19 protein-coding genes and 1 pseudogene are annotated in these 21,026 nt (G+C 53.0%); 5 read left to right on the forward strand and 15 right to left on the reverse strand.

Annotation, left to right across the window (positions count from 1 at the left end):
- Positions 1 to 111: 111 nt before the first annotated feature.
- Positions 112 to 246, reverse strand: a complete 135-nt coding sequence (locus VE954_RS20185; RefSeq protein ID WP_324956093.1) for a hypothetical protein — start codon at positions 244 to 246, stop codon at positions 112 to 114.
- Positions 247 to 418: 172 nt separating this feature from the next.
- Between VE954_RS20185 and VE954_RS20190 the strand changes: the two genes are divergently transcribed.
- The gene (locus tag VE954_RS20190; protein ID WP_324956095.1) at positions 419 to 1,489 is read left to right on the forward strand and encodes a matrixin family metalloprotease; all 1,071 of its coding nucleotides are present in this window, start codon (positions 419 to 421) and stop codon (positions 1,487 to 1,489) included.
- Positions 1,490 to 1,495: 6 nt separating this feature from the next.
- On the opposite strand, the gene VE954_RS20195 is transcribed toward VE954_RS20190, so the two are convergent.
- On the reverse strand, positions 1,496 to 2,281 hold the full coding sequence (locus tag VE954_RS20195; protein ID WP_324956096.1) for a hypothetical protein: 786 nt from the start codon (positions 2,279 to 2,281) through the stop codon (positions 1,496 to 1,498).
- A 176-nt stretch (positions 2,282 to 2,457) separates the two neighbouring features.
- Here VE954_RS20195 and VE954_RS20200 point away from each other — a divergent pair, with 176 nt between their 5' ends.
- Positions 2,458 to 2,841 carry a hypothetical protein gene (locus tag VE954_RS20200; protein WP_324956098.1) on the forward strand — a complete coding sequence of 128 codons (384 nt, stop codon included), beginning with the start codon at positions 2,458 to 2,460 and terminating at the stop codon, positions 2,839 to 2,841.
- On the opposite strand, the gene VE954_RS20205 is transcribed toward VE954_RS20200, so the two are convergent.
- From VE954_RS20205 to VE954_RS20230, 6 genes are all read right to left on the reverse strand, one after another.
- Complete coding sequence (locus VE954_RS20205) at positions 2,834 to 3,310, reverse strand: low molecular weight protein-tyrosine-phosphatase (RefSeq protein ID WP_324956101.1); 477 nt, start codon at positions 3,308 to 3,310, stop codon at positions 2,834 to 2,836. The genes VE954_RS20200 and VE954_RS20205 overlap by 8 nt on opposite strands.
- A gap of 6 nt (positions 3,311 to 3,316) precedes the next feature.
- Positions 3,317 to 3,688 (reverse strand): hypothetical protein, encoded by a 372-nt coding sequence (locus tag VE954_RS20210; protein ID WP_324956103.1) that lies wholly within the window; start codon positions 3,686 to 3,688, stop codon positions 3,317 to 3,319.
- Complete coding sequence (locus VE954_RS20215; RefSeq protein WP_324956105.1) at positions 3,685 to 4,461, reverse strand: hypothetical protein; 777 nt, start codon at positions 4,459 to 4,461, stop codon at positions 3,685 to 3,687. Before VE954_RS20215 ends, VE954_RS20210 begins: the two co-directional genes overlap by 4 nt.
- 665 nt (positions 4,462 to 5,126) lie before the next feature.
- Positions 5,127 to 6,323: a hypothetical protein gene (locus VE954_RS20220; RefSeq protein WP_324956107.1), complete on the reverse strand. Its 1,197-nt coding sequence runs from the start codon at positions 6,321 to 6,323 to the stop codon at positions 5,127 to 5,129.
- 51 nt (positions 6,324 to 6,374) lie between these two features.
- Entirely contained in the window at positions 6,375 to 6,986 is a 612-nt protein-coding gene (locus tag VE954_RS20225) for a hypothetical protein (RefSeq protein ID WP_324956109.1), read from the reverse strand.
- Between the two features lie 243 nt (positions 6,987 to 7,229).
- Positions 7,230 to 8,264, reverse strand: coding sequence for a phosphate acyltransferase (locus tag VE954_RS20230; RefSeq protein ID WP_324956111.1), 1,035 nt, complete (start codon positions 8,262 to 8,264; stop codon positions 7,230 to 7,232).
- Between the two features lie 225 nt (positions 8,265 to 8,489).
- Here VE954_RS20230 and VE954_RS20235 point away from each other — a divergent pair, with 225 nt between their 5' ends.
- Positions 8,490 to 10,268 (forward strand): EAL domain-containing protein, encoded by a 1,779-nt coding sequence (locus tag VE954_RS20235; protein ID WP_324956113.1) that lies wholly within the window; start codon positions 8,490 to 8,492, stop codon positions 10,266 to 10,268.
- A gap of 98 nt (positions 10,269 to 10,366) precedes the next feature.
- Positions 10,367 to 11,047, forward strand: a complete 681-nt coding sequence (locus VE954_RS20240; RefSeq protein ID WP_324956115.1) for a hypothetical protein — start codon at positions 10,367 to 10,369, stop codon at positions 11,045 to 11,047.
- Here VE954_RS20240 and VE954_RS20245 read toward each other — a convergent pair whose 3' ends face one another.
- The 3 genes and pseudogenes from VE954_RS20245 to VE954_RS20255 form a co-directional block, all read right to left on the reverse strand.
- Complete coding sequence (locus tag VE954_RS20245; protein WP_324956117.1) at positions 11,048 to 11,959, reverse strand: hypothetical protein; 912 nt, start codon at positions 11,957 to 11,959, stop codon at positions 11,048 to 11,050. It abuts the gene before it with no gap.
- Between the two features lie 17 nt (positions 11,960 to 11,976).
- A complete protein-coding gene (locus VE954_RS20250) occupies positions 11,977 to 12,681 on the reverse strand; it encodes a hypothetical protein (RefSeq protein WP_324956119.1) in 705 nt (234 codons plus the stop codon).
- 404 nt (positions 12,682 to 13,085) lie between these two features.
- Positions 13,086 to 13,250: pseudogene (locus VE954_RS20255) on the reverse strand (transposase); the annotation flags it as partial.
- 35 nt (positions 13,251 to 13,285) lie between these two features.
- Between VE954_RS20255 and VE954_RS20260 the strand changes: the two are divergent.
- The gene (locus VE954_RS20260) at positions 13,286 to 13,549 is read left to right on the forward strand and encodes a DUF6496 domain-containing protein (protein ID WP_414699022.1); all 264 of its coding nucleotides are present in this window, start codon (positions 13,286 to 13,288) and stop codon (positions 13,547 to 13,549) included.
- Between the two features lie 168 nt (positions 13,550 to 13,717).
- Here the strand turns inward: VE954_RS20260 and VE954_RS20265 are convergent, their stop codons facing one another.
- The 4 genes from VE954_RS20265 to VE954_RS20280 all read right to left on the reverse strand — a co-directional run bounded on the left by VE954_RS20265 (position 13,718) and on the right by VE954_RS20280 (position 20,889).
- Complete coding sequence (locus VE954_RS20265) at positions 13,718 to 16,150, reverse strand: alpha-ketoacid dehydrogenase subunit alpha/beta (protein ID WP_324956121.1); 2,433 nt, start codon at positions 16,148 to 16,150, stop codon at positions 13,718 to 13,720.
- A 93-nt stretch (positions 16,151 to 16,243) separates the two neighbouring features.
- On the reverse strand, positions 16,244 to 18,682 hold the full coding sequence (locus VE954_RS20270) for an endonuclease MutS2 (protein WP_324956123.1): 2,439 nt from the start codon (positions 18,680 to 18,682) through the stop codon (positions 16,244 to 16,246).
- 282 nt (positions 18,683 to 18,964) lie between these two features.
- Positions 18,965 to 20,437 (reverse strand): catalase, encoded by a 1,473-nt coding sequence (locus tag VE954_RS20275; RefSeq protein ID WP_349263833.1) that lies wholly within the window; start codon positions 20,435 to 20,437, stop codon positions 18,965 to 18,967.
- Complete coding sequence (locus VE954_RS20280) at positions 20,437 to 20,889, reverse strand: ankyrin repeat domain-containing protein (RefSeq protein ID WP_324956127.1); 453 nt, start codon at positions 20,887 to 20,889, stop codon at positions 20,437 to 20,439. The genes VE954_RS20275 and VE954_RS20280 overlap by 1 nt, the downstream gene beginning before the upstream one ends.
- Between the last annotated feature and the right edge of the window lie 137 nt (positions 20,890 to 21,026).

Raw genomic sequence — 21,026 nt, forward strand, 5'->3', positions numbered from 1 at the left:
AAACTGAGGAGTGAAAAGGAAATCAGGATACGACTAAACCTCTGAATTTACAGTGGAATAACACGAATAGATAAGAATTCAGTCAGGACACACCTCACAGGGCCAGAGTGATCAAGAATTAATCATGCGTTTGCCCTGGGGAACAACCGATGCTTTCATGGTCCATACTCCGGCTGGGGTTGGGCTACTACCAAAGGCCCGCAAAGCAAATTCAATGCCGCCACGCAGCAGGCTTCCCCACTGCATTTCAAGGGTATTCCAGGGTTTTTTGGAGGGGTGATGTACCAAAACATGGACCTGATGTGCAGGTTTCAAGACGTTGGCTGGGGCTATTTTGCGGGCTTCTGCAGAGTCCTATTGACTTACTTGGGAATTGGTTTATAAGGACCGCATACTCTTTCAGCCAAGGATATTCCCTATGCATGGCGCAATATCAAACAAGTATGCACAGCTTCTAACTTTGGTTTTTTTGATGACAGCTTGCGGCACACCCAAGGACGAAGTTCCGAAGGATCAGGGACCTGTGCGGGTGTCCTGGCCTGAGTTGGACCAACAGGGACTTGTGGATGCCGACCTTCCGCCGTTCGAAATGAACGAAAAAAGCTTTATTGGCACTGGACGTTTTAATAGTATTTTTTGGTTGGATTTTGAAGGGGCCACGGTGACCGCGGCTGAATCCTTTATCGTAAAAAATGCCGGCCTTAATCAGGTAACCGTACCGCCCTTTACTTCGGCCGATATTGGTTCGAAAGAAGATCGCGAGGTCCTGAAACTCGCCTTGGTGCAAAACCTCGTCGCCCTCTTTCCTGACGTTGATATTAAACTCACGACTACCAAGCCTATCGCCAATGTTTTCAATCGTGTGCATATCGGCGGTTCGAATTTTACCGGTCGCCCCCGGGTGGTGGGCATCGCGCCTTTGGATCTGGGCAATCGATCCGGCGATGATATCCTCTTTATCTATTCCAAGGATCTGCGTGATCAGGGCAATGTGGAAGCGATTAAAACCAAGCTTACCCATGTGATCGCGCATGAGATCGCCCATTCTTTGGGCGCCAGACATATTGATAATACCCAGGCCTTAATGAAGACCAGCGTCGCGGTTGAAGCCGACTCGTTTAATGCGACGGGTCCGATTGTGGATGCGCCTAAGGAAACGGAAAATTCCCTGCAGGTTTTGCTCAACAGCGCCGGTTCAAGGAGCGCGGCCTTTGCCGAAAAAACGCTGCCGCAGATCGTGGACCTGGGGACGGTCGCTAAAGGGGGCGTGATTCAATACACCGTCATCACCCGCGATAACTTCGTCGCCAACCCGGGTATCAATCTCAACAGTTTCCGATATACCTGGACATTTGAAGGCAAGCAGACGGATGGGAATTCGGTGCTGATGACCTTTGACGATAAAGACGATCATATCCTGGAGTTGAAGGTCCAGGATGATGCGGGCCAGAGTCGATCTTTTCAATTTTCGGTAGGCCGACGCCGCTGATCGTTTTTATCTGAAATCAAGCCGCTTCGTGAATATGGCCCCATCGGGGCAAAGGACGCTCAAAGACCCTTCGCACGCTGGACTTAGATCCTGAAATTTCTTGCGGAAAGCTTCCGGAAATGGATAGGCCTTGAGCCCGGCTTCGATCCCTGCCTTAAGATGCTCGTGACGTTTGGCAATCCAGGGAAAGGCCTCGATCGTCATAAGGTCAAAGCGCTCGAAATCCTTCAAATCGTTCGATGATAAGCCTTGGGTTTCCATAATAAGATCATTGGACAGCACGCAATCCAGACGACCGGCCTTCAGCATTTGGATGCCGGCTTTTTGATCGGTCAGTGTTTGGATCTCAACACGGCCCGAATCCATATGGTCCATCAGCAGCTTCATGAGCAAATAGCCGAGACCCAGCCCGACGTGAACCTTTGGTTTGGACTTGTCCCTATCCACCCGGCACCATCGCGAAATACGAAACACGACCATAGGAAATTCGATCCGGACGAAGTCTTTGGAACCGAGGACGGTATTGAAGTTCCCGGCTCGGCCCACCGAACCGTCGACTCGTCCTGCCTTGAGTTCCATCAGACCACGTTTGGGTGGATAACTCGTTATCTGCAAGCCATACCCTAAATCCTGGACGACCTTGGTCAGGGAACCGGTGACGACGCGACCCATTTCGGTGTCGGGATTCACGGATATTTCAAAGTTCAGGACAGGCAAATTTTTGGAAGTGCCGGCCGCCAGGCAGAGTTGGGAAAGCAACCAACTGATGGTTATTAGGCTCCACTTGAGCATGGGTCCTCCTCCGGGAAGATTTTATATGAGGTTGTCTCTCTTAGTTTAGCCTGAGGCCTAGTGAAAATCTCCCAGGGTTCGGGAAAAGGCGAGCAGGAACTGCCGACTCGGGCCCAAGCCACCCCATGTTAAAATCGTCCCAAGGGCCGGACAATCATCCATTCTGAGGGTCGCACATGAATATGTTATTCCGCATAACTAAGGGAAGCCTTTTGCTGCTGGCGCTCAGCGCAGGTTGCAATAATGATAAAAGTTCGAGCACACCGAGCGCTTCGACTTTTTCCTGCACCTATAAGAAAGCTGGGGAGCTTACGCTCTGCACGCAGTATCAGGAACTCACCGGTTCCACGCTGACGTCGATTCAAAGCGAATGCGAATTGCGGGGTTCGGAAGGTTACAGCTGGGCTGTGGCAGCCTGTCCTGCCAGCACAATAGGCAGCTGCTCGCTGGACGCGACCAGTCAAAAACCAGCGCCCAGCACACAGTTCTATTATGGGTCGTTTGGTTCCCAGGGCACAGCAGCCGGCATGTGTGAAGCGCAACGCGGCACATTCAATTGATGGGTCGCTGCGTTTTGAGGTGTTGAATCAGATTCTGGCTGAAGTCTTCAGCCAGATCGATCACATGTTCAAAATCCTCGGACGTACCGTAATAAGGGTCGGGCACTTCGGACACGCTATGACGCGTGCAGTAGCTCGCCGCGAGCTTGAGTTTGCTCATCAGCTCGGGCTTGGGACAGATACGGCGCAGTTCACGTACATTCTGCTGATCCATCGCCAGAATCACATCAAAATCCAAAAAATCCTGAGACTGAATAAGACGGCAGCGGCTCCAGAGCTGGTAGCCGCGGGCGCGTAAGGCTTTGCGCATCCGGGGATCCGGTTCCGATCCCACGTGATAATCGAGGGTGCCGGCCGAGTCCACAGTCAGGGCATGGCTCAGCCCCTCGCGTTCCAGAAGCTCTCGCAGCACGGTTTCCGCGGCTGGAGAGCGACAGATATTGCCCAAGCAGACAAACAAAAGACGCATCGCGCCTTATTTCCCGCAATTCAGTATGACGGGATTGTCATAGGACGTGAAGCCAATGATGGCATCCACGCTTGCATAATAACGGAAGGTAATCGACTCCAGGGCTTCGAAATCAAGGCGTACGTCATAGCCATTCATAGCGTAGTACGCCGTTGTGCTGAACACGCTCTCGGTCAGTTGAGCGATATAAACCCGCTCTTCCACCCGTTCGATATAGGACTGAAGCTGAGCATTGCCAACGTTTTCATTCGAGGCTGTCATCATATAATACTGACGCGATTTCACGGGCAGGAATACTGTGTTCGATCCTGAAGCCCAGCTTTGAGTGGCGCTGAGTGATGAAAACAGTAGGAAAATCGCGAGTATAAGCCTGTTCATTCAAGTAGCTCCTGTTTTGTATCCCACTCTTGTCTATCATAAAGTGAGTACATCGTATCACAAAAGAAATGGATGCCCCCTTCCGCTTCTGGCAGGTCTTTGAGGGCGTTTAGGTCTTTAATAAACTTTAAAACGAGTTCTTTCAAGCGCGGGACCATTTCTTTTGAGATCGCACCGGTTGCATGCATTAGACTGGCACCGTCGGTGCCGACCAGAGTTTTTTGGAAATGTTCGGTGGAATGACGAACCTGATCGAGGGCATCATCGATATTGCCGAGCGCCCAGCTGTCGTGGGTATACTTCAATCGGCCGTCCGGTGTCTCGATCAGGAGACCAGCGTCCAGCATCTCTTCGGCAGCATCGATACCCATTTGTCCCGCCAGCTGCGTAATCGCTTTGCGATTCGTACCGGCGCGGGTGGCCGCGATATTAAAAATGCGATTGTGCGGTTCCAAACGCAGGAAGCGGCGCAAGGATTCTTCGTTAGGGTCGCGGCGTATGGCTCCGCTGTAGCACTCCTCCATCAGATTGCCGATGGTTGGGAAATGTTGTTTGAGGAACTCGACACGCTGGGGCACAGTCATGACGATCTCGGCTATGGCGAGCGCCGTATAGGGATGCGGAACGCTTTCGTTCTGAGCTATACGCCGAATCGTTGAATAAGCAACGTTTGTGCGGCGAGCCAGGCTCGAAAGGCTTCGGCTCTTGTTGCCTTGAAGCCAAGCGTTGATTGCATCCACTAGATCTGCCAGCAGTGCTTGTTCATTTACCATGCCCTAGCGCTTCCTAGCCGAAAAAAGACAGGATCCTCTGCCGAGAGAACGTGCGAAAGAGGCAAATACTGTCGATCATGTTTTAAGAAGAACAACATATTCATCCGGCCATTGCAAATGAAATGTGCTTAAGCTGAGCGATTGCATTCCAGTAATGTGCTCACCCCGCTCGAAAATGTTCGGCAGCAATTCATAGTTCATTGACGAAAATCGGTGGGTTTGGGAGAACGCTAACAGGTAGTCAACGCTACGAAAGAACTCCAAATAAACAGCCCTTGCAGAAATGTGGGGATGGGGTTGAGTTTGGATTTTTGTGGTAGGTGAGGAAAGTAGTTACCCCAAAAGAACAGCGAAAAATGGGGTAACTGTAAGGTAGTAGCATATCGTACTCCTTATATCGGGCCGAACCTGAGCGGTCAAGTGGTGAGTCTTAAGCCACCTGGACCGACGCCATGATGTCAGCCGCGAAACTAACATTATGGGACTATCGTTCTCCCCCCGTTGATTTGTTCAGCTGCTATCGGCGGCTGGGTGTCTTGAGGTGAAAGCCTCTGTCAGCGGTAGCCATCCTTAAAGGCCTGTATAAGGTCCCCCTAAATCTTCTGAAGGGCAGAACCTCACGCTGCCCTCCGACCTCTCTCTCGCTCGATTTTGAACCCCAGTCTTCACTCGTATAAATAGCGCGCAATCAATTCCATGTTAAACAGCATGACCCTGTAACGTGTATAGATGCCATGACCAAATACGGTGGGTAGACAGTTAATTTTAAAGCCACCCTGATCACCGTAATCTATGAGAAGAGTCCGTCCAACATCACCCACTCGCAATCTGGTAGCGACAGAATGCACCCAAACCCGTGTGTCGATGCCCTTGCCGAGTAGAGCGTCGAGTTTGCGATTGATCACCCGCTCCTTATGAGACGTGGCGAGCGTATCGGAACCTGGACAGCCCCACTGCTGAACGTAATCACCGCCGGCTGTCGTCCAGAGATTCAGCATATTTTCCGCCAGCTCACCTTTGCCCCGATGATTGATGAGATGCAAAAACCGCATGCGATCGGTGACAGCAAAGGGATAGCGCAGGGGGCTGCCGAGCGTGACGAAATCATAGCAGCCGTGCGAAAACTCGCGGGCGATCAAGGGCAGGTCGGTTGTACCGAGTTGCTCGTCATCGATGACCTTCCACAGGGCCTGACCCAGATCACTGTCGCTCAAAAGCTGGGTGAACAATGCGAAAACCTGACGCGCATGACTATGCCCGATCAAAAGGATGCGACCTTCCGGGCCTTTCGGAAAACGCTGATGCAGATCTTCGATGAGCCGCAGAGCGCCTTGCAACCGTCCCCAATGATGATTGGCCGATGACCAATGCAGGGTATGGCAGGGAATCTGATGATCGGTGGCTTCTTCAAAGAGTTTCACATAGTCGGGCAGGAAATTGCCGATGTCACGGGCCAGTTTATCCACGGCGCGTTTCATCTTGTTTTCAATGATCTGTTCCCATTGCTGGGCAAACTGCGGCATCAGGCCTTTCAACGGTGGGAGCACATTGAAGGGATCCGAGCCTGTGAAGGTGCCGTGCAGAAAATAAATCTGTTTGACGTCGGACTTCTGAATGGTTTGGCCCACCCGCTTCATCCTTTGCCGCCAGTTCGGACTTTGTTGATCGAGCAAACCACTGTCGTGGAATGGGAGATCATCGGTCCATTGCAGAACCTCGGTCGGCAGTTTAACGGGTGGAACGAGAGGGCGTGGCGGCAGACGACCGGGATGCGGCGGCTGCCGTAACCAGAAATAGAGTCCCAGGCCAACGATCAGGAGTGTTACGAAACAAAGCAGCAGATACTGTTCAATTGTCATCATGAAGGAACGGAGCCCTTACGCAGAGGAACGACGCCCTGAAGATCCACGATCTCAAGGCAACGGCGGGGTCACCTGACCCTGCTGTGCATCGATAAGAATGTCATTACGAATCTGATTGTAGTCGTTGTTCGGTGCTTCCGGAATGGTATTTTTATCGCGGGCGATGTCGCGAATTTGATCACCCAGGAGCACGTCGGTTCCCGTAGCATTGGCAACTTTCAGCTGCACGAGGATCTGAGTATTCTGAACAGCCGTAAGCAGGGCTGTGCGATTGGGTCCGAAGAAAAGATAGGCCGCGTCGTAACGTGCGTCACCGGCCAGGTCTTTCGCATAAACCTGGATGTCGGGATTATTCAACGCTCTATAGGTATAGTTGAAGTCAGCTGCCAGTGACAGAGCGGGCAGGCGATTGCCGGCGGCGTCATCAAAACGGCAACCGATGAGAGCTTCCGGTGTACTGTCGGTGGGCTCCTGTTCGGTTACGCAGTGCAGGTAGGCGCCACTGATATTGTTAGGTGGATCGACCTTCTCATCATCAGGATCCGCGTCCTTGGTGTCGTTTGCCACCGTGTTGGTTTTTTGCGCCTGCCCGCGTAAAGCGGTCTGCTCGCAGGATGCGAGACCAGCACAACAAACCAGAATGGCAATTCTTGGGACCAACATGGACATTTCCTTGCTGAGGTGACTCGTAAACCAATACTTTTTATCGGAAGTCGGCGGGACCTTCTGAAGGATTGGGGGAATGGGTTGCGAAATTCAGGCCTTGCGTCAACCCATTGCGACTGTCCGAACCGCGAGCCATGGGTTGGCTCGCTGCAGCTTCGGAACCGCGAGTCATGGGTCGGCTCGCTGCTGAACCGCGCGCTGTTAGGCCACCTCATGGCGGCTTACAGGTGGCGGGTTCCCCTATGAAGGATGGGCCCGCAGCATCGCGATCAGGCCGGATACTGCGATATCCAGGGCGCTGGCCCCGCGGGATAAATCACTGAAGGGTTTGGCTGTTCCTTGCAGGATGGGCCCGTAGGCGTCGAATCCAGCCAGACGCTGAGTGATCTTATAGGCAATGTTGCCGGCATTCAGATCAGGGAAAATAAAGCAGTTGGCGCGACCGGCCGCGGGGCTCCCTGGGGCCTTGCGTTGACCGACAGCGGGAACAAAGGCGGCATCAAACTGCAGCTCACCATCACTTAAAATATGCGGGTATCGCGCGTGAAAGGCAGCCGCGGCGTGGGCCATCTTTTCCGCCTGAGGATGCTGCGCTGAGCCTTTGGTGGAAAACGAAAGAAAAGCTACGACCGGAGCTTCACCAGGGAATAAAGCCTGATGGGTGGTGACCGTGGCACTGGCAATATCCACAAGCTGCGCCACAGTTGGATCAATCACGACACCACAATCGGCAAACATAAAATGCTGCTTCGGTTCATCGGGCCTGTCACGGACCATGACAAACGATCCGCTTACCGTTTTGTTGCCTTCAGCCAGTCCCACACCCCGTAGCGCGGAACGAATCACATCAGCCGTGGTGGCCACGCAGCCTGCGACGACCGCATCGACCTGACCCGTAGCCAGAAGATAAGCGGATTGATCGAGGGGAGCTGGTCCGATGGCCGCGAGTTCGCTGGCCGCAAGTGCCTTGCCACGAGCTGCGGCGCGGGCTTGAAAATGATCACGAGTTTTTTGGATCATGTCTTGATCAGAAGGTGCTGACCAACGCAGGGCCTGCTGGTAACTTTGCAGAGCTATGCCACTCTGTTTGGCGATCTCAAGGATATGATCGCGCTCACCAAAGAGTTGAATGCTGCGAGCCGCACCAAAACTCAGCAAATGCCAGGCGGCTTCCAACACCCGTGGATCTTCACTCTCTGGCAAGGCCAGGATCCGACCCAGGCTTCGTGCATCCTGCCGCAGTTTTCTAACAAATGTCGAAACTTCCGCCTTCATGAAAAATCCCCCTCGGCTCCAGCCCAATTCTTACCAGTCCGCTAATATGCAAGGAGCGAAAACCGAAGTCCAGCTTTCCCCCTGGTTTTTATACCTAAAATGACCGACCTTTGGGCTAAAATCTGGAAAGGTGCTTTATGCCTCAACTTTTCAAAACAAGGTCCGATAGAGGTTATGATTGGCTTAGCTCGGCGTCCCCCCATGAATTGCTATGGAAGTCGTTAGATGATTCTGATTGCGACGAAACATACAGAACTCGCAAAGAAGCTCAACGCAGATCTTGCCCAGCGCGGAGTTAAAGCAAAAGCTATTCAGCTGAGTGATCCCAATTTCCTGCGCGAATGCTACAACCCCGAAGTCACCGCAGTCATAGCTGATGATGAGGCTCCCGGGATCCCCCGCGAAGCCAACCTCGATATATTCAATGCCCTGGGTCGCCGCGTCTCTGTTCTGGTGATCCGAGATAGGCGCTTTGAAGAGGAAAGCCAGGTCCGTGAGACGGATAACTTCACCGATCACGTCACAATTCTTACCAAAGATCAGTATGATGAAATCCTGTCCACCGCTGCCTTTTTCGCGGGGAGCCCCACGGAAGGGCTGAAAGCGCGGAGCACGGTTATCCCATTCTATAATCCACAGATACCCATCACCATGCTGAAGAACTTCGGCGGGCTGGGAATTCTGACTTTGGATGCTTCCGGTTTCAACAAGATCTCTGTCGATTACGGTATCGATGTCTATAATAAGATGAAGCGCGTTTTGCATGATGTGCTGTTCAACCTTTGGGGTGTGCACGGCTGCATTCGCGAAAGCGATGTGCTCTGCCGCCGCTCGGCCACCAGCAATTCGTATCTCATCTTTATGAACCGATCCCGTGAGACCGGTGGTTTGCCGTATCCCGGGGCTTTGGAAAAAGTCGCCGATCGTTTGACCAACGGCATTAATAACGCCATGTGGCAGGAACTGTTCGCGCCGCGTAATGCGCGCCGCATTCCGGACTGCGTGCAGACCATTCCTTTGCTGGGTGTGGGTTTCTTTGGTGTGCTGAATAATCCTTGTATTGACGTGCATGAGATATTGGATAATGGCCTTGAAGCCAGCAAGCAGATGGCGCAGGCCCAGTTGAAACGCGGCCGGGAACGGCAGCGGGAACTGATGCAGACGCTGATTCAATCCGACGACCTGCTCACTGCGCATTACCAGGCTGTCTTCTATCTGCAGAACATCGACCATGAAACCGTGAAAAAAGCTGCTGAGCAGAAGAGCATTGCGCCTTTAAAGCAACATATCTTTGGTTTTGAATCCTTAATCCGCGTGAATCAGGAAGCTGTGGCGAGCCACAACAGTTTTGATAGCGGCATCGATTCCAAATATCTGCGGCCGGACGTCCTCTTCTCCCTGGCCAAATATACGAATGTGGCTTTGGAATTGGATCAGGCCTGTATGAAACAGGCCGCCAAGTCAGCAACCCAGCTGCCTGGGACGCTGATGGTCAACATCCTGCCACGGAATCTGTATTACATCGATCGCCTGAAGCTGCATTTTGATGCCATTCCACACTGTATGTTTGAGGTTTCCGAATCGGAAGCCATTAATAACCTGGATCTGATGCTGAAATCCCGCGACCATCTGGAACGTCATAATATGGGGATCGCGGCGGATGACTTCGGTAAAGGTTATTCGTCCCTGGAACGCATTATCAAGATTCGTCCGGATGTGATCAAATTCGATCGCGGCATGATTCAGGAGATCGATAAGGATCCCGTGAAGCAGGCCTACGTTCGAGGTCTGGTCACCGCCGCCAAGATTCTGAATACGACCATCCTGGCTGAAGGTGTGGAAACCTGGGAAGAGGCCGCTGTGCTCAAAGAAATGGGCATAGAGCTGATCCAGGGCTTCCTTTTGCACCGCCCCATGGCCGCGAAGATCATCAAGGATCAGCTCGGTATCAAGGAAAAAGAGCAGGAAGAGCCCAAAGTTGTTCGCCAAGAGAACGTGGCTTAAGACTCTGACGGCCGGTAAAAGTTTCCCCAGCACTGCCAAATCAATGAACTAATCAAACAGTCGGCGCCAGAAACCTGGATAAGCCGATATTTGTTTTTATGACATTGAAACGAAATTCTTTTAACGAAAACGGTTTTACCCGCGTCAGCGTGCTGTTGGGCGTTGCGCTGGCGTCGGTGTTCATTCTCGTCCTAAGTTTTACGTCACGGCAGCGTCGCCCTGCCAAAACCCTGGAAGAAATGGTGCCTCTGCAGGAGACCCTGCAGGATGCCTTGACAAGTTTTGTCCGCACCAAGATCGTACAAACGTCCGTGCCATGCGCGGATCCAGCCGAATATTTCCGTTCGCACCTTTATCTAAGAAGTTTGACCAGCAGCGTAGGGCAGGCGCGGTCGGCCCCTACAGAGGGTCTATCGGCGGCGGCCTGGGATAACCTTTTTCATGGATCGATGGCTGCCAGTAGTTTCGCAGGCGCGGCTCTGAGTCGCTGTCCTTTGTCTTTGCTGGGGACCGGCGGGCGTTTTCACTTTTGCCTGCAGGTGGAGCGTGATTTGAAGGCACCCAAGACGAGTTTTCTGCATACACCCTTGATTTTTACTGAGGTTTCCATTCAGCTGATTGATTTGAAAACGGGCCATAACCTCAGCTGTGCCCAGTATCTGAATCCGAGACGCACGAGTGCCGGAGCCTCGGTCGAGTACCTGCTTTTTGCCATCGATGACAAAGGCGAACAGTTGGAAGTGACCCGCAAAAAGAAGGTGTTCTCCGTACGGCGTTGATTATTTCTTGGCTTGAATGCAGCGCGGATCGTTATAGGGCAGGCTCAAAACTATTTTATCCTTGCGCCTATCAACAGGAGATGATTTTAAGGTCGTATTGTTCTTCCAGGCGGTTTGCACTTCGGAAGCGCTCAGACCTTTTTTGATCAGATGACTGCTGATGGATCTTTGAAAGTCGCTGCTAAAATCATCCGTGCGATAGGCTTCAACTTTTTTACTGTCGATCACCAGGTTTTGAAAAAAGAAAACCCTGTCCTCGCTGCGAGCTTTATTGGGATCCTCAGCCAACTCCGTGCTGGCCTGGCTATGGGTTTCGATGCCTTTGCGCTGACAGCTGTTTTCCTTGCGACCATCGGTACAAATATAAACACCGTAGGCGGTTGTGTCCTTGGGTTTTGGAATCGTAAAGCTATAGCTCACACCTTTTTGGAGTTCCTTGAGGCTGGTCCGGACGAAGGGGTTCTTTCCACCGCGGCCGATGGCTTCCAACGTGATGAGAAATTCCTTGTTGGTGTCGCTTTTCGCTGCGTATCGCATGGTGTCGAGGTCACCGCCCTGGCACCAGACCTTATTGGGGGCAAAGACCAAGGGAATGGTTACGGTATCACCCTGGCTTTTCAAGGGCATGGATTTTAACCCTAGGGATCGAGCCTGGGCAAACTGAGCGCGCTGCTGATTGAGTTCGTCCTGATACTTGCGCACATCGACGGGAGGCTGATGCGAGGGCAGGACCTGAACCGGATTGCCCTGGCCCTCGACCGCGGGCGGAGTTTCGGCCTGCATGCTGATGGTCGTGTTTTTCCCGCGCAGGATGACAAAGGCGATGCCGATCACCAGAACGCCGAGCAACAGATACTCAGTTGAGATCTTCTGCTTCCCCGAGCCGGATTTTGCTGGACGTTTACGGGCCATGCCCATCTCCTCACCGATCAATTCTGGTTGGCAATGTAGCTCAGAGCTTTTTGCGAATAGGTCATGCGGGTCCCCACCTTGGCTTGCCAGTAAAGGCCCATGGTCACCGCCATGCCCGCTGAACCATCCTTGGGATCGGTCTTTTTGCTGACATAGGATGCGCAGGAAATCGCCTTTTGGGTCTGCAGGTCGATGAGTTCGAGGGCCACCTCAGCAAACGCCAGGTCAGCATTCATGATCGAATCCTTGGGGGCCGCAGTATCCTTGCCGAGGCGTACGCAGAAGTAGGCCTTGTTATCCGTATCATTGTTGCCGTTGGTTGGCAGTCTGGGTGTGGCGCAACGTTTTTGAGCCTCGCTATGCAGCGTCGGCGAACCTGGGCTGAGCGGAACAGCATTGGTATAAACATAAGCGGGCGCGGAACTTTCCTTCACGTTCAGGCCGATCATATTCGCTGTGATCGTACCGACATTAATACAAGGAGCTGCTCCTGCGATGTTGCTGTGGATCAGACTCACCAGGTCGCTGATCAGGGCCTGGTTGACATCGGTATAGGACTGCTTGATTTTGATCGCTTTCTGCGTGCTTTGGTGATTAACCCTTGACTGTGTGATCACCAAAATGGCCAGCAGCACAATACCCATAATTAGCAGTACGGAGATTAGGGAAAAACCCTGTTCAGCCTGCCTGGATTCCGGAGAAGGAGTGGGGATTTTTGCCATAGGTACAGTCCTGATGAAATGGAAGGGACGTGTATATTTTCGGCAGTTAGGGCGAGAGAGTTAAGAAAAATGTGCGCCAGGCATTATTTTCCCCGTCTGGAACGGTTTTGATCATGGGCGAAAAGCATGCTCGTTGGGTTTCTTTTCCGGGGGTTATTCTCCAGGCCGCATCGGGACCGTCTGGATAGCGCGACATTCCTGGAGCTTCGGAACATCCCTAAAACAGAGTCTGACAAACGCGTGCTTTTGAGGCATTCTTCGGGCGAGCAACTCTTGAATAGTTTCCTATCGGATTGTCGGCAAGTACTCCAGCCGTAGCCCGTCCCGAGCCGGCGAGGAACCAGACGGGTTTGGCTGGTGGTGAAAGCCGACTGCCGTGATCCGAGCCAAGCGAGGTGAGCGGCCTATTCCACTTCGGCCTGATTTTCAATGTATTGCTTGAGCACCGAAAGTGGAGCGCTGCCAACGGTCAGAAGGCAATATGTCCTGCTCCAAAAGATCGGTTTCCAATAATATTTTTGAATGTGTTCGGCAAATTCCTTTCGGATAAGGCGGGAGCTTACCGTTTTCAGATAAGAAGGCTCAGGATTCCGTGAAAAAGGCCATGAAGAAGAAGAAGGGGACATTGAAGAGCGGTCGCTCGGGGAAGAAGGTAAAAAGCAGAAAGCAGGCGATTGCCATCGGTCTGTCTGAAGCTCGGCAAGGGGCCAAGGTTCCTAAAAAGAAAGCTGCAGGTAAAGCAAAAGCAGCAAAAAAGAAAACCGCTAAGAAAAAAACCGCTACGAAGAAAACAGCGAAATCCAGCACCAGGAAAAAAGCGGCTCCGCGCAAGAAGACAACCAAAAAGAAATCGCGCGCCAAGGCCTAGTAGGGTTAGCTGGCATTGAAAGGGGAAAGTTTCAAGTTAGCTGAAGTCTTTGTGAAGGGATGGGTGCCAGCTGAAGGGGCAAGTCTCAAGTTAGCTGAAGACTTTGTGAAGGGATGGGTGCCAGTTGGAAGGGCAAGACCCCACTGCCAGGCAGCGGGGCTTTGCGTGTTATCCGCGGAGCGGCAGACCGAGATCAGGGAAACGCTGCGGATCGCGTTCGCGCATCATTTCATAGAGGACTTCGATAACGTCTTCCACGCTTGGCTTGGTGAAATAGTCGCCATCGGAACCATAGGGGCTGCGGTGCTCCCGGGCGGTGAGCGTGCGGGGTTGTGCGTCGAGGTATTCGTAACCTTTTTGAACTTCAATGATTTGCTGCAGCATGAAGGCGCTGGCTCCGCCTGGAACGTCCTCATCGACCACGAGAAGGGCATTGGTGGATTCCAGGGATTCCTTGATCAAACCAAAACGGTCGAATGGCAGCAGAGTTTGAACGTCGATGAGTTCGATATCGATCCCCATCTGGTCAAGCAGGGGCAGGGCCTCGCGAATGATACTGATGCACGCGCCATAGGTCACGACAGTGATGTCACGGCCTTTTTTCAGAACTTCGGGGACGCCGAGGGGAACCTGGAAGTCTTCCAGGTTGGTTGGAACATCTTCCTTCACGCGATAGCCGTTGAGAACCTCAACCACCAAAGCTGCGTCGTCGGTTTGCAGAAGGGTATTATACATACCTGCTGCCTGAACCATATTGCGCGGAACACAGACGTGAATCCCGCGGATGCCATGAATGATCATGCCCATGGGAGACCCGGTGTGCCAGATCCCTTCCAGGCGATGGCCCTTGGTTCGGATAATGACCGGCGCGATCTGACCACCGGCGGTCCGATAGTGCAGGGAAGCAAGATCATCCGACATCAGCTGAAAGCAATAAAGCAGGTAATCGAGATATTGAATATCCACGATGGGACGCAGGCCACGGAGGGCTGCCCCCATGCCTTGACCGAAGATCGTGGCTTCACGAATCCCGGTATCGGTGACCCGGAAATCCCCATGCTTGTCGCTCAAGCCTTCGAATTCCAGGTTCACGCCACCCAGTTTGCCAACATCTTCGCCGATGATGAACATGCGTGGGTCGCGCGCGAGGTGATGGTCGAAGCAGCGCTGGATGATGATGCGACCATCGACTTTTTCCACCGAGCCTTCGTAGGTGGGGTGGATGCCAGGGATCTGCAGAGCCGAACGGGATCCTTCCACCGCCACTCTACTGTTGTAGCGCTGGCGGTTTTCCTGCGTGAACTGCAGAATAAACGACCGCAGCGCCTGCACAGCTTCAGTCTCGCGTTCGCGTAGAATGTAGGCGGCGCGACGGGCACTGGAAAGCACGGATTTGCGCGTGATCGCTGGGTAACGCTGGAACGATTCCTTGATCTTGGTGAAGCCCGGTGAGGCGCCCTCATTGATAATGGCTTCAAAGAGATTCAACAGCTGTTCGCGTTCCGCGCGCATGGGCGCTTGGTATTCCTCCCAGGCCTCATTGCGAAGGTCGAGCACCTCGCGGCGGACCTCGTCTTCCATTTGTTCCAGATCCTTGTCCTTGCTGATCCCATGCTGAATCATCCACTCGCGCATGCAGGTGAGACAATCAATGGTTTGCTCATAGGCAAGACGGTCCTTGGATTTATAACGCTCATGACTGCCGCTGGTCGAGTGACCTTGCGGCTGTGACATCTCAATCACATGCACGAGGCCAGGGATATGCTGCTCGCGAGCCGCCTTGGCGATTTCACGATAGGCTTTCAAAAGCTCGGGATAATCCCAGCCGCGAACGACAGCGATATTGTAGCCGTTGGTGCCCTCTTCACGAGCAAAACCGGCCAGGATCTTGGAGATGGATTCCTTGGTGGTTTGAAATTTGTTGGGCACGGATATACCGTAGCCATCATCCCATACCGAGATCACCAAAGGAACTTCCAGAACGCCGGCGGCATTGAAGGTTTCCCAAAAAATGCCTTCCGACGTGCTGGCGTTCCCAATGGTGCCAAACGCTATCTCGTTACCATTGCGGGTGAAATTCTGTTCCTTATCCAGCTCGGGAAACTGGCGGTAAAGTTTGGACGCATAACCCAGACCCAGAAGGCGCGACATCTGCGCGGCGGTGGGTGAGGCATCGGCGCTGGTGTTATACTGCGCCAGCTGACTCTTCCAGCTGCCATCGGCATTCACAAAGCGGCTGGCAAAGTGACTATTCATTTGCCGGCCACCGGAGTGCGGTTCATGCTCCAAATCAGTATCAGCGTAGAGTTGAGCGAAAAATTCCTTGATGGTCAGGGCGCCGAGCGCGAACATGAAAGTTTGATCGCGGTAGTAGCCCGAACGCCAATCACCTTTTTCAAAGACACGAGCCATGGCGAGCTGTGCGAGTTCCTTGCCATCACCAAAGATGCCAAACTTCGCTTTGCCGGACAGCACTTCCTTCCTGCCCAGCAGACTGGCTTCGCGGCTCAACACCGCGATGCGATAATCGGCCAGGATTTCGGCCGGACTCAGGTCGAGCTCCCACTGCAAAGTCTTCTTATTGCTACTACTCTTCGCCATAGCTGATACGCTCCGAATTGCGAGTTCTTGCGAGGTCCCCGACAATTTCCTACCATAATTACCGGAAATCCGACCACTGCGACTTTACGGATCTTAGTGGCGCAACTGAACGACAGTGACGCCATCACCGCCTTCTTCAGGTTCCCCTGGGCGGAAATCGAGCGCATACGGAGCATCCTTGGTCAGGGCTTTGCGCAATCCGCGTTTTAACGTATCAGTGCCATGGCCATGAATCAGGATCACCCAATTTTCGCCCCGCAAAACGGCCTTGTCAATGAAGCTCCAGGTGCGGTCCAGGGCTGTATCGGTATCCATGCCACGCAAGTCAAGACTGTTGGTTGGCGTAGGAATCACCAATCCTATCTGGGACTTATCTGGAGTCACGGCCGGGCCCCGGCCTTTGCTGGTTTTTTTGGCTTCGGCCGATTCCACGATCATGCGCAGATCCTGAATCGATGGACGAAGTTTAAGCAGGCCCGCGGTCACTTCGAGCGTCGGCTGGACTTTGCTCACCACCGCTTCCTTGCCCATCGAGACGATGTAAACCCGACTGCCAGTGATCAGCTGATTGATGTCGGCTGGTGTACCCGGCAGCTCCGCGGCGGAGCGGAATTCACTGGCCAGCCGGTCGAGACCCACACTGAGATCGCGGCCGAGACCTTCGGCTTTTTTCTGCTTGTCTTTCAACGCTTCGCGAACCGCGTCCGGACCCGCTGAAAGTTTTTTCTGTTCCTGAACGGTTTGTTTGATGTCGTCCAAGATTTCATTGTAGCTGCGCTTGAGTTCATCAATCTGATCTTCATAACGAGCTTTGATTTTAGCTGAGATATCAGACTTGGCATTGGCCAAAGCTGCCCGTTCCTGTTCCCAACGGTGTTTTTGACTTTCCATATCGATTTTCAGCTGCCCGTATTTTTGCTTTTCCCGTTCAGCTTCTTCACGCAGCGTCTGCCACGATTCCAAAATCTGATCCATGGCACTGCTGGAGCGTCCCCGCAGATCCTTGGCCCGCTCGATCACGTGCTTCGGCAAACCGATATGTTCCGCCACCTCGATACCATAGGACTGACCCGGCAGATCGAGAATGAGTTTGTAGGTCGGCTGCAGATTCTTCGTCGAAAATTCCATGGATCCATTGCGGAAACGCTGGTCATTGACGGCGAGACTTTTCAGATTATCAAAGTGCGTGGTCACGATGCAGACCGTTTTGCGGTTGACCAGCTCTTCCAGCACGGCCTGGCCGATGGCGCATCCGGTCTGGGGTTCCGTGCCCACAGCCAGCTCATCGAGCAGCACCAAATCGTCCGGACGGGAATTTTGCAGAATGGGTTTGAGGCCCATCAGGTGACCCGAGAAGGTCGAAAGGTTGGCACTCAAATTTTGAGCATCACCGATTTCCACAAAAATACTGCGAAACAGGAAAATCTCCGAATGCTCGTCGCAGGGCAAAAGCAGGCGGGATTTGGCCATCAGGTGGAGCAGGCCTACGGTTTTCAGAACTACCGTTTTACCGCCAGCGTTGGGGCCGGAAACGATAAGGGACAGTTGACCGCCTTCGAGCGAAACCGAGTTGGCAATCGCCTGCGAACCCTGTTGCAGGGCGAGCAAGGGGTGACGGGCAACCGACAGACGCAGACCAGGTTCCTTGCGCAGAATCACCTGACCGGCATCCAGGCGAACCGCGAGACCGGCTTCGGCCGTGATGACGTCCAGTTCGATGAGACCTTCATAGTCCATCGTCAGAATATCAAGCTCGGCGGCCACATGCGTGCTGAGTTCCTTGAAAATGCGCAGAATTTCGATTTTTTCTGCGGATTCCAATTCCAAAAGGGCGTCATTCAATGGCCTGATTTCGGACAGCTCGATGTACAAAGTCTGACCGCTGTCCGAGCTATCATGGATATAACCCTTCACACGACCCCGGCCATCCAAACGAACGGGCACCACGTAACGATCCGAGCGTACGGTAAAAAATTTATCCTGAATATACGGTTCGAGCTGCTGATCGGTGAGCAGTTGGCGAATGTTCTGCTCAATCTTCTTTCGCATCGAAAGTTTCTGGGCGCGGATGCGTTGCAATTCCGGCGAAGCATCATCGAGGAGTTCGCCATCAGCCGAAATGGTTTTTTCAATCATTCGCGCCAGTTTGGGTAGGGGCTGAATGGTTCGATGAAAACGCGCGAGCGTACGGCAGCGATCCATGCGGTCGGCCGCGAACTGGTGCACGTTGCGGACGGTCTGCAAGAGAACATAGACGTTCCACAGCATCTCACCGTCCAGGATCTGGCCGAGCAAGGCACCACGGAAGATAGGCCGCATTTCAGGCAAATCGCCGATGGGCGGGCGATAACCCGAGCGGAGAAGGTCTCGCACGGGCACGACATCCTGCCAGCGCTTTTCAATATCTTCAGCTGCAAACGTTGGCTTCAGCTCGAGGCAGGCTTCGCGGCCTTCCAGCGTCTGGGCTTCCTGAGAAAGGTTCTCAAGAAGTTGGGGCCATTGCAGTTTTTCCAGGGTCAACTCTTGGATCATCGACAGTAAACTCCTCAGAGGAAAGCTGACGGCACGTGGCCGGTCCTATCCCTTATAATAATTTTCCAGGGTTTTAGAGAGCGAATATGAAGGGCAGACTCCATCATATTGACTCATAGCATGGAACACAGGATCTATGCATCGATTGTCCTGGAATTTGTTTCCCAGGGCACCTGGATTTTTTTAGGGGTTGATTTCGTCCTCATGGACAGGAAAGGTCGAGTTGGGCTTGATGGAAGTGTAACAATCCTGGCTGAGGGGGGCGAACCCCCCTATCACGAATTATTTGGTCACGGGAACTCGCAGCGGGTCACCCGGTTCGGTTTGGGTCAGACCTCGCTTGACGCCTTCGCCATAAGCCTGATCCACTTTCATGAAATGGGTGATCTGCCGATCCTGGATAAAAGACGGCACCGATCGCATCGCACCCACGATATTATCGATCAGAAGCTGTTTTTGCTCGGGCTTCATGAGCTTGAACAGCGCGGCGGCTTGAGAATGATAATCCTCGTCCGTCCGATGGTTGTAACGCGAGACACCACCGACGTGAGCATAGGGAACCGGCGTTTCTTCATAGGTCTGCACTTCATCAAAACTATTGGGATGGTAATTGTAGTCCGAACCTCCCACGTGTTCGACCCGACCGGCGCCGTCCCGATGATAGGTGTAGACATCAGAGCGGGGGCGATTGACCGGAATTTGATGATAGTTGACTCCCAGGCGGTAGCGCTGAGCATCCGCATACGAGAATAAGCGTCCCTGCAGCATGCGATCCGGGGAAAAGCCAAGACCCGGAACAATCACCGACGGCGCGAAGGCTGCCTGTTCCACATCCAAAAAATAATTGGCCGGATTTTTGTTCAGGACCACTTCGCCGACTTCCATCAAAGGATAGTCGCGATGCGGCCAGACTTTGGTCACATCGAAAGGATTGATCTTATACTGGGCTGCTTCGGCTTCGGGCATGACCTGAATGCAGAGTGTCCAGCGTGGGTGATCACCCCGTTCAATGGACTCGAAAAGGTCACGCTGCGAATGTTCCGGATCCGTTCCTGCAAGTTCCAAAGCCCGCTTGGGGTGAAGGTTCTTGATCCCCTGTTGGGTTTTGAAATGATATTTCACAAAGAAGCGTTCATCCTTGGCATTGATCATGCTGAAGGTATGACTGCCGAACCCGTCCATGAAGCGATAGCCATCCGGGATGCCGCGATCGGAAAAAAGAATGGTGACCTGATGCAAACTCTCTGGATGCAGCGAGAGGAAATCCCATTGCATGGTGGCATTTTTCGTGTGGGTTCGGGGATGGCGTTTTTGGGTGTGAATGAAATCCGGGAATTTCGAGGGATCCCGCAGAAAGAAGACGGGGGTGTTGTTCCCGACCAGATCCCAATTGCCCTGTTCCGTATAAAATTTAACCGAAAAACCTCGGGGATCGCGCTCTGTATCGGCTGATCCTGCCTCACCGCCTACCGTGGAAAAGCGTATGAAAAGGGGCGTTTTCTTCCCGATTTTAGAAAAGAGATCAGCGCGGGTATATTGCGAAAGATCCTTGGTGACCACGAGTTCGCCAAACGCCCCTGAGCCCTTGGCATGGACCACGCGTTCCGGAATGCGCTCGCGGGCAAAGTGGGCCAGCTTTTCAAAAAGATGAAAATCCTCGAACACAATCGGACCGCGTTCGCCCGCGGTTAAAGAGTTCTGGTTGTCGGATACGGGAACGCCGTTGGCGGTGGTCAGGAATCGTTTTTTCGTCATCATGGTCTCCTCAAGCTATCGTCAGTGGCAGGAGCGTCTTGATCCCGACGGCTGCTCCTTAGGTAGTTCGCAACATCGTTGCGCCCGAACATTTCGGCAAAGGCCAGAGCATCCTGCTGGTTGGGATTTTTTGCGGCCCCATCGGCTCCGGCTTCAACCAGCATTTTTACGATGGGCAAATCTCCTTTAAAGGCGGCTCCCATGAGAATGGAGTTGCCCGCCTGATCTTGCGAATTGGGATCAGCACCTTCATCCAGCAGGTAGCGAGTCAGTTCGCTGTGACCATTGTAAGCTGCCAGCATCAGCGCGGAATGCCCCTTGGCATCCTTGGCATTGAGAAGTTCCAAGGGGAGCTGCAGCGTTTGAATCGCATCCAGATCTCCCTCACGGGCCAGCCTGAAAAGGATGGGTTCCGTGCGGATTGTCGTCTTAAAATCGTCCCATGTGCGCATGAATTTCTCCTTTCGTCGGGCGAGCGTTTGTCCTGGTTTTGCATAAGTATAGGCCTGAAAATTACTTTAATAACGAGGCGGGCGCTTTGTAAACAGTTTCCCTTGATATGCCATATTGTTTATGAAGATTGATTTAT

Source organism: Oligoflexus sp. (genome assembly GCF_035638955.1).
Lineage (GTDB): Bacteria > Bdellovibrionota_B > Oligoflexia > Oligoflexales > Oligoflexaceae > Oligoflexus.

Bases quoted from the DNA above. Each gene is read 5' to 3' on its own strand.
- VE954_RS20185 (WP_324956093.1), bottom strand. From the start codon at position 246: ATGCAGTGGGGAAGCCTGCTGCGTGGCGGCATTGAATTTGCTTTGCGG.
- VE954_RS20190 (WP_324956095.1), top strand. From the start codon at position 419: ATGCATGGCGCAATATCAAACAAGTATGCACAGCTTCTAACTTTGGTT.
- VE954_RS20195 (WP_324956096.1), bottom strand. From the start codon at position 2,281: ATGCTCAAGTGGAGCCTAATAACCATCAGTTGGTTGCTTTCCCAACTC.
- VE954_RS20200 (WP_324956098.1), top strand. From the start codon at position 2,458: ATGAATATGTTATTCCGCATAACTAAGGGAAGCCTTTTGCTGCTGGCG.
- VE954_RS20205 (WP_324956101.1), bottom strand. From the start codon at position 3,310: ATGCGTCTTTTGTTTGTCTGCTTGGGCAATATCTGTCGCTCTCCAGCC.
- VE954_RS20210 (WP_324956103.1), bottom strand. From the start codon at position 3,688: ATGAACAGGCTTATACTCGCGATTTTCCTACTGTTTTCATCACTCAGC.
- VE954_RS20215 (WP_324956105.1), bottom strand. From the start codon at position 4,461: ATGGTAAATGAACAAGCACTGCTGGCAGATCTAGTGGATGCAATCAAC.
- VE954_RS20220 (WP_324956107.1), bottom strand. From the start codon at position 6,323: ATGATGACAATTGAACAGTATCTGCTGCTTTGTTTCGTAACACTCCTG.
- VE954_RS20225 (WP_324956109.1), bottom strand. From the start codon at position 6,986: ATGTTGGTCCCAAGAATTGCCATTCTGGTTTGTTGTGCTGGTCTCGCA.
- VE954_RS20230 (WP_324956111.1), bottom strand. From the start codon at position 8,264: ATGAAGGCGGAAGTTTCGACATTTGTTAGAAAACTGCGGCAGGATGCA.
- VE954_RS20235 (WP_324956113.1), top strand. From the start codon at position 8,490: ATGATTCTGATTGCGACGAAACATACAGAACTCGCAAAGAAGCTCAAC.
- VE954_RS20240 (WP_324956115.1), top strand. From the start codon at position 10,367: ATGACATTGAAACGAAATTCTTTTAACGAAAACGGTTTTACCCGCGTC.
- VE954_RS20245 (WP_324956117.1), bottom strand. From the start codon at position 11,959: ATGGCCCGTAAACGTCCAGCAAAATCCGGCTCGGGGAAGCAGAAGATC.
- VE954_RS20250 (WP_324956119.1), bottom strand. From the start codon at position 12,681: ATGGCAAAAATCCCCACTCCTTCTCCGGAATCCAGGCAGGCTGAACAG.
- VE954_RS20260 (WP_414699022.1), top strand. From the start codon at position 13,286: ATGAAGAAGAAGAAGGGGACATTGAAGAGCGGTCGCTCGGGGAAGAAG.
- VE954_RS20265 (WP_324956121.1), bottom strand. From the start codon at position 16,150: ATGGCGAAGAGTAGTAGCAATAAGAAGACTTTGCAGTGGGAGCTCGAC.
- VE954_RS20270 (WP_324956123.1), bottom strand. From the start codon at position 18,682: ATGATCCAAGAGTTGACCCTGGAAAAACTGCAATGGCCCCAACTTCTT.
- VE954_RS20275 (WP_349263833.1), bottom strand. From the start codon at position 20,437: ATGACGAAAAAACGATTCCTGACCACCGCCAACGGCGTTCCCGTATCC.
- VE954_RS20280 (WP_324956127.1), bottom strand. From the start codon at position 20,889: ATGCGCACATGGGACGATTTTAAGACGACAATCCGCACGGAACCCATC.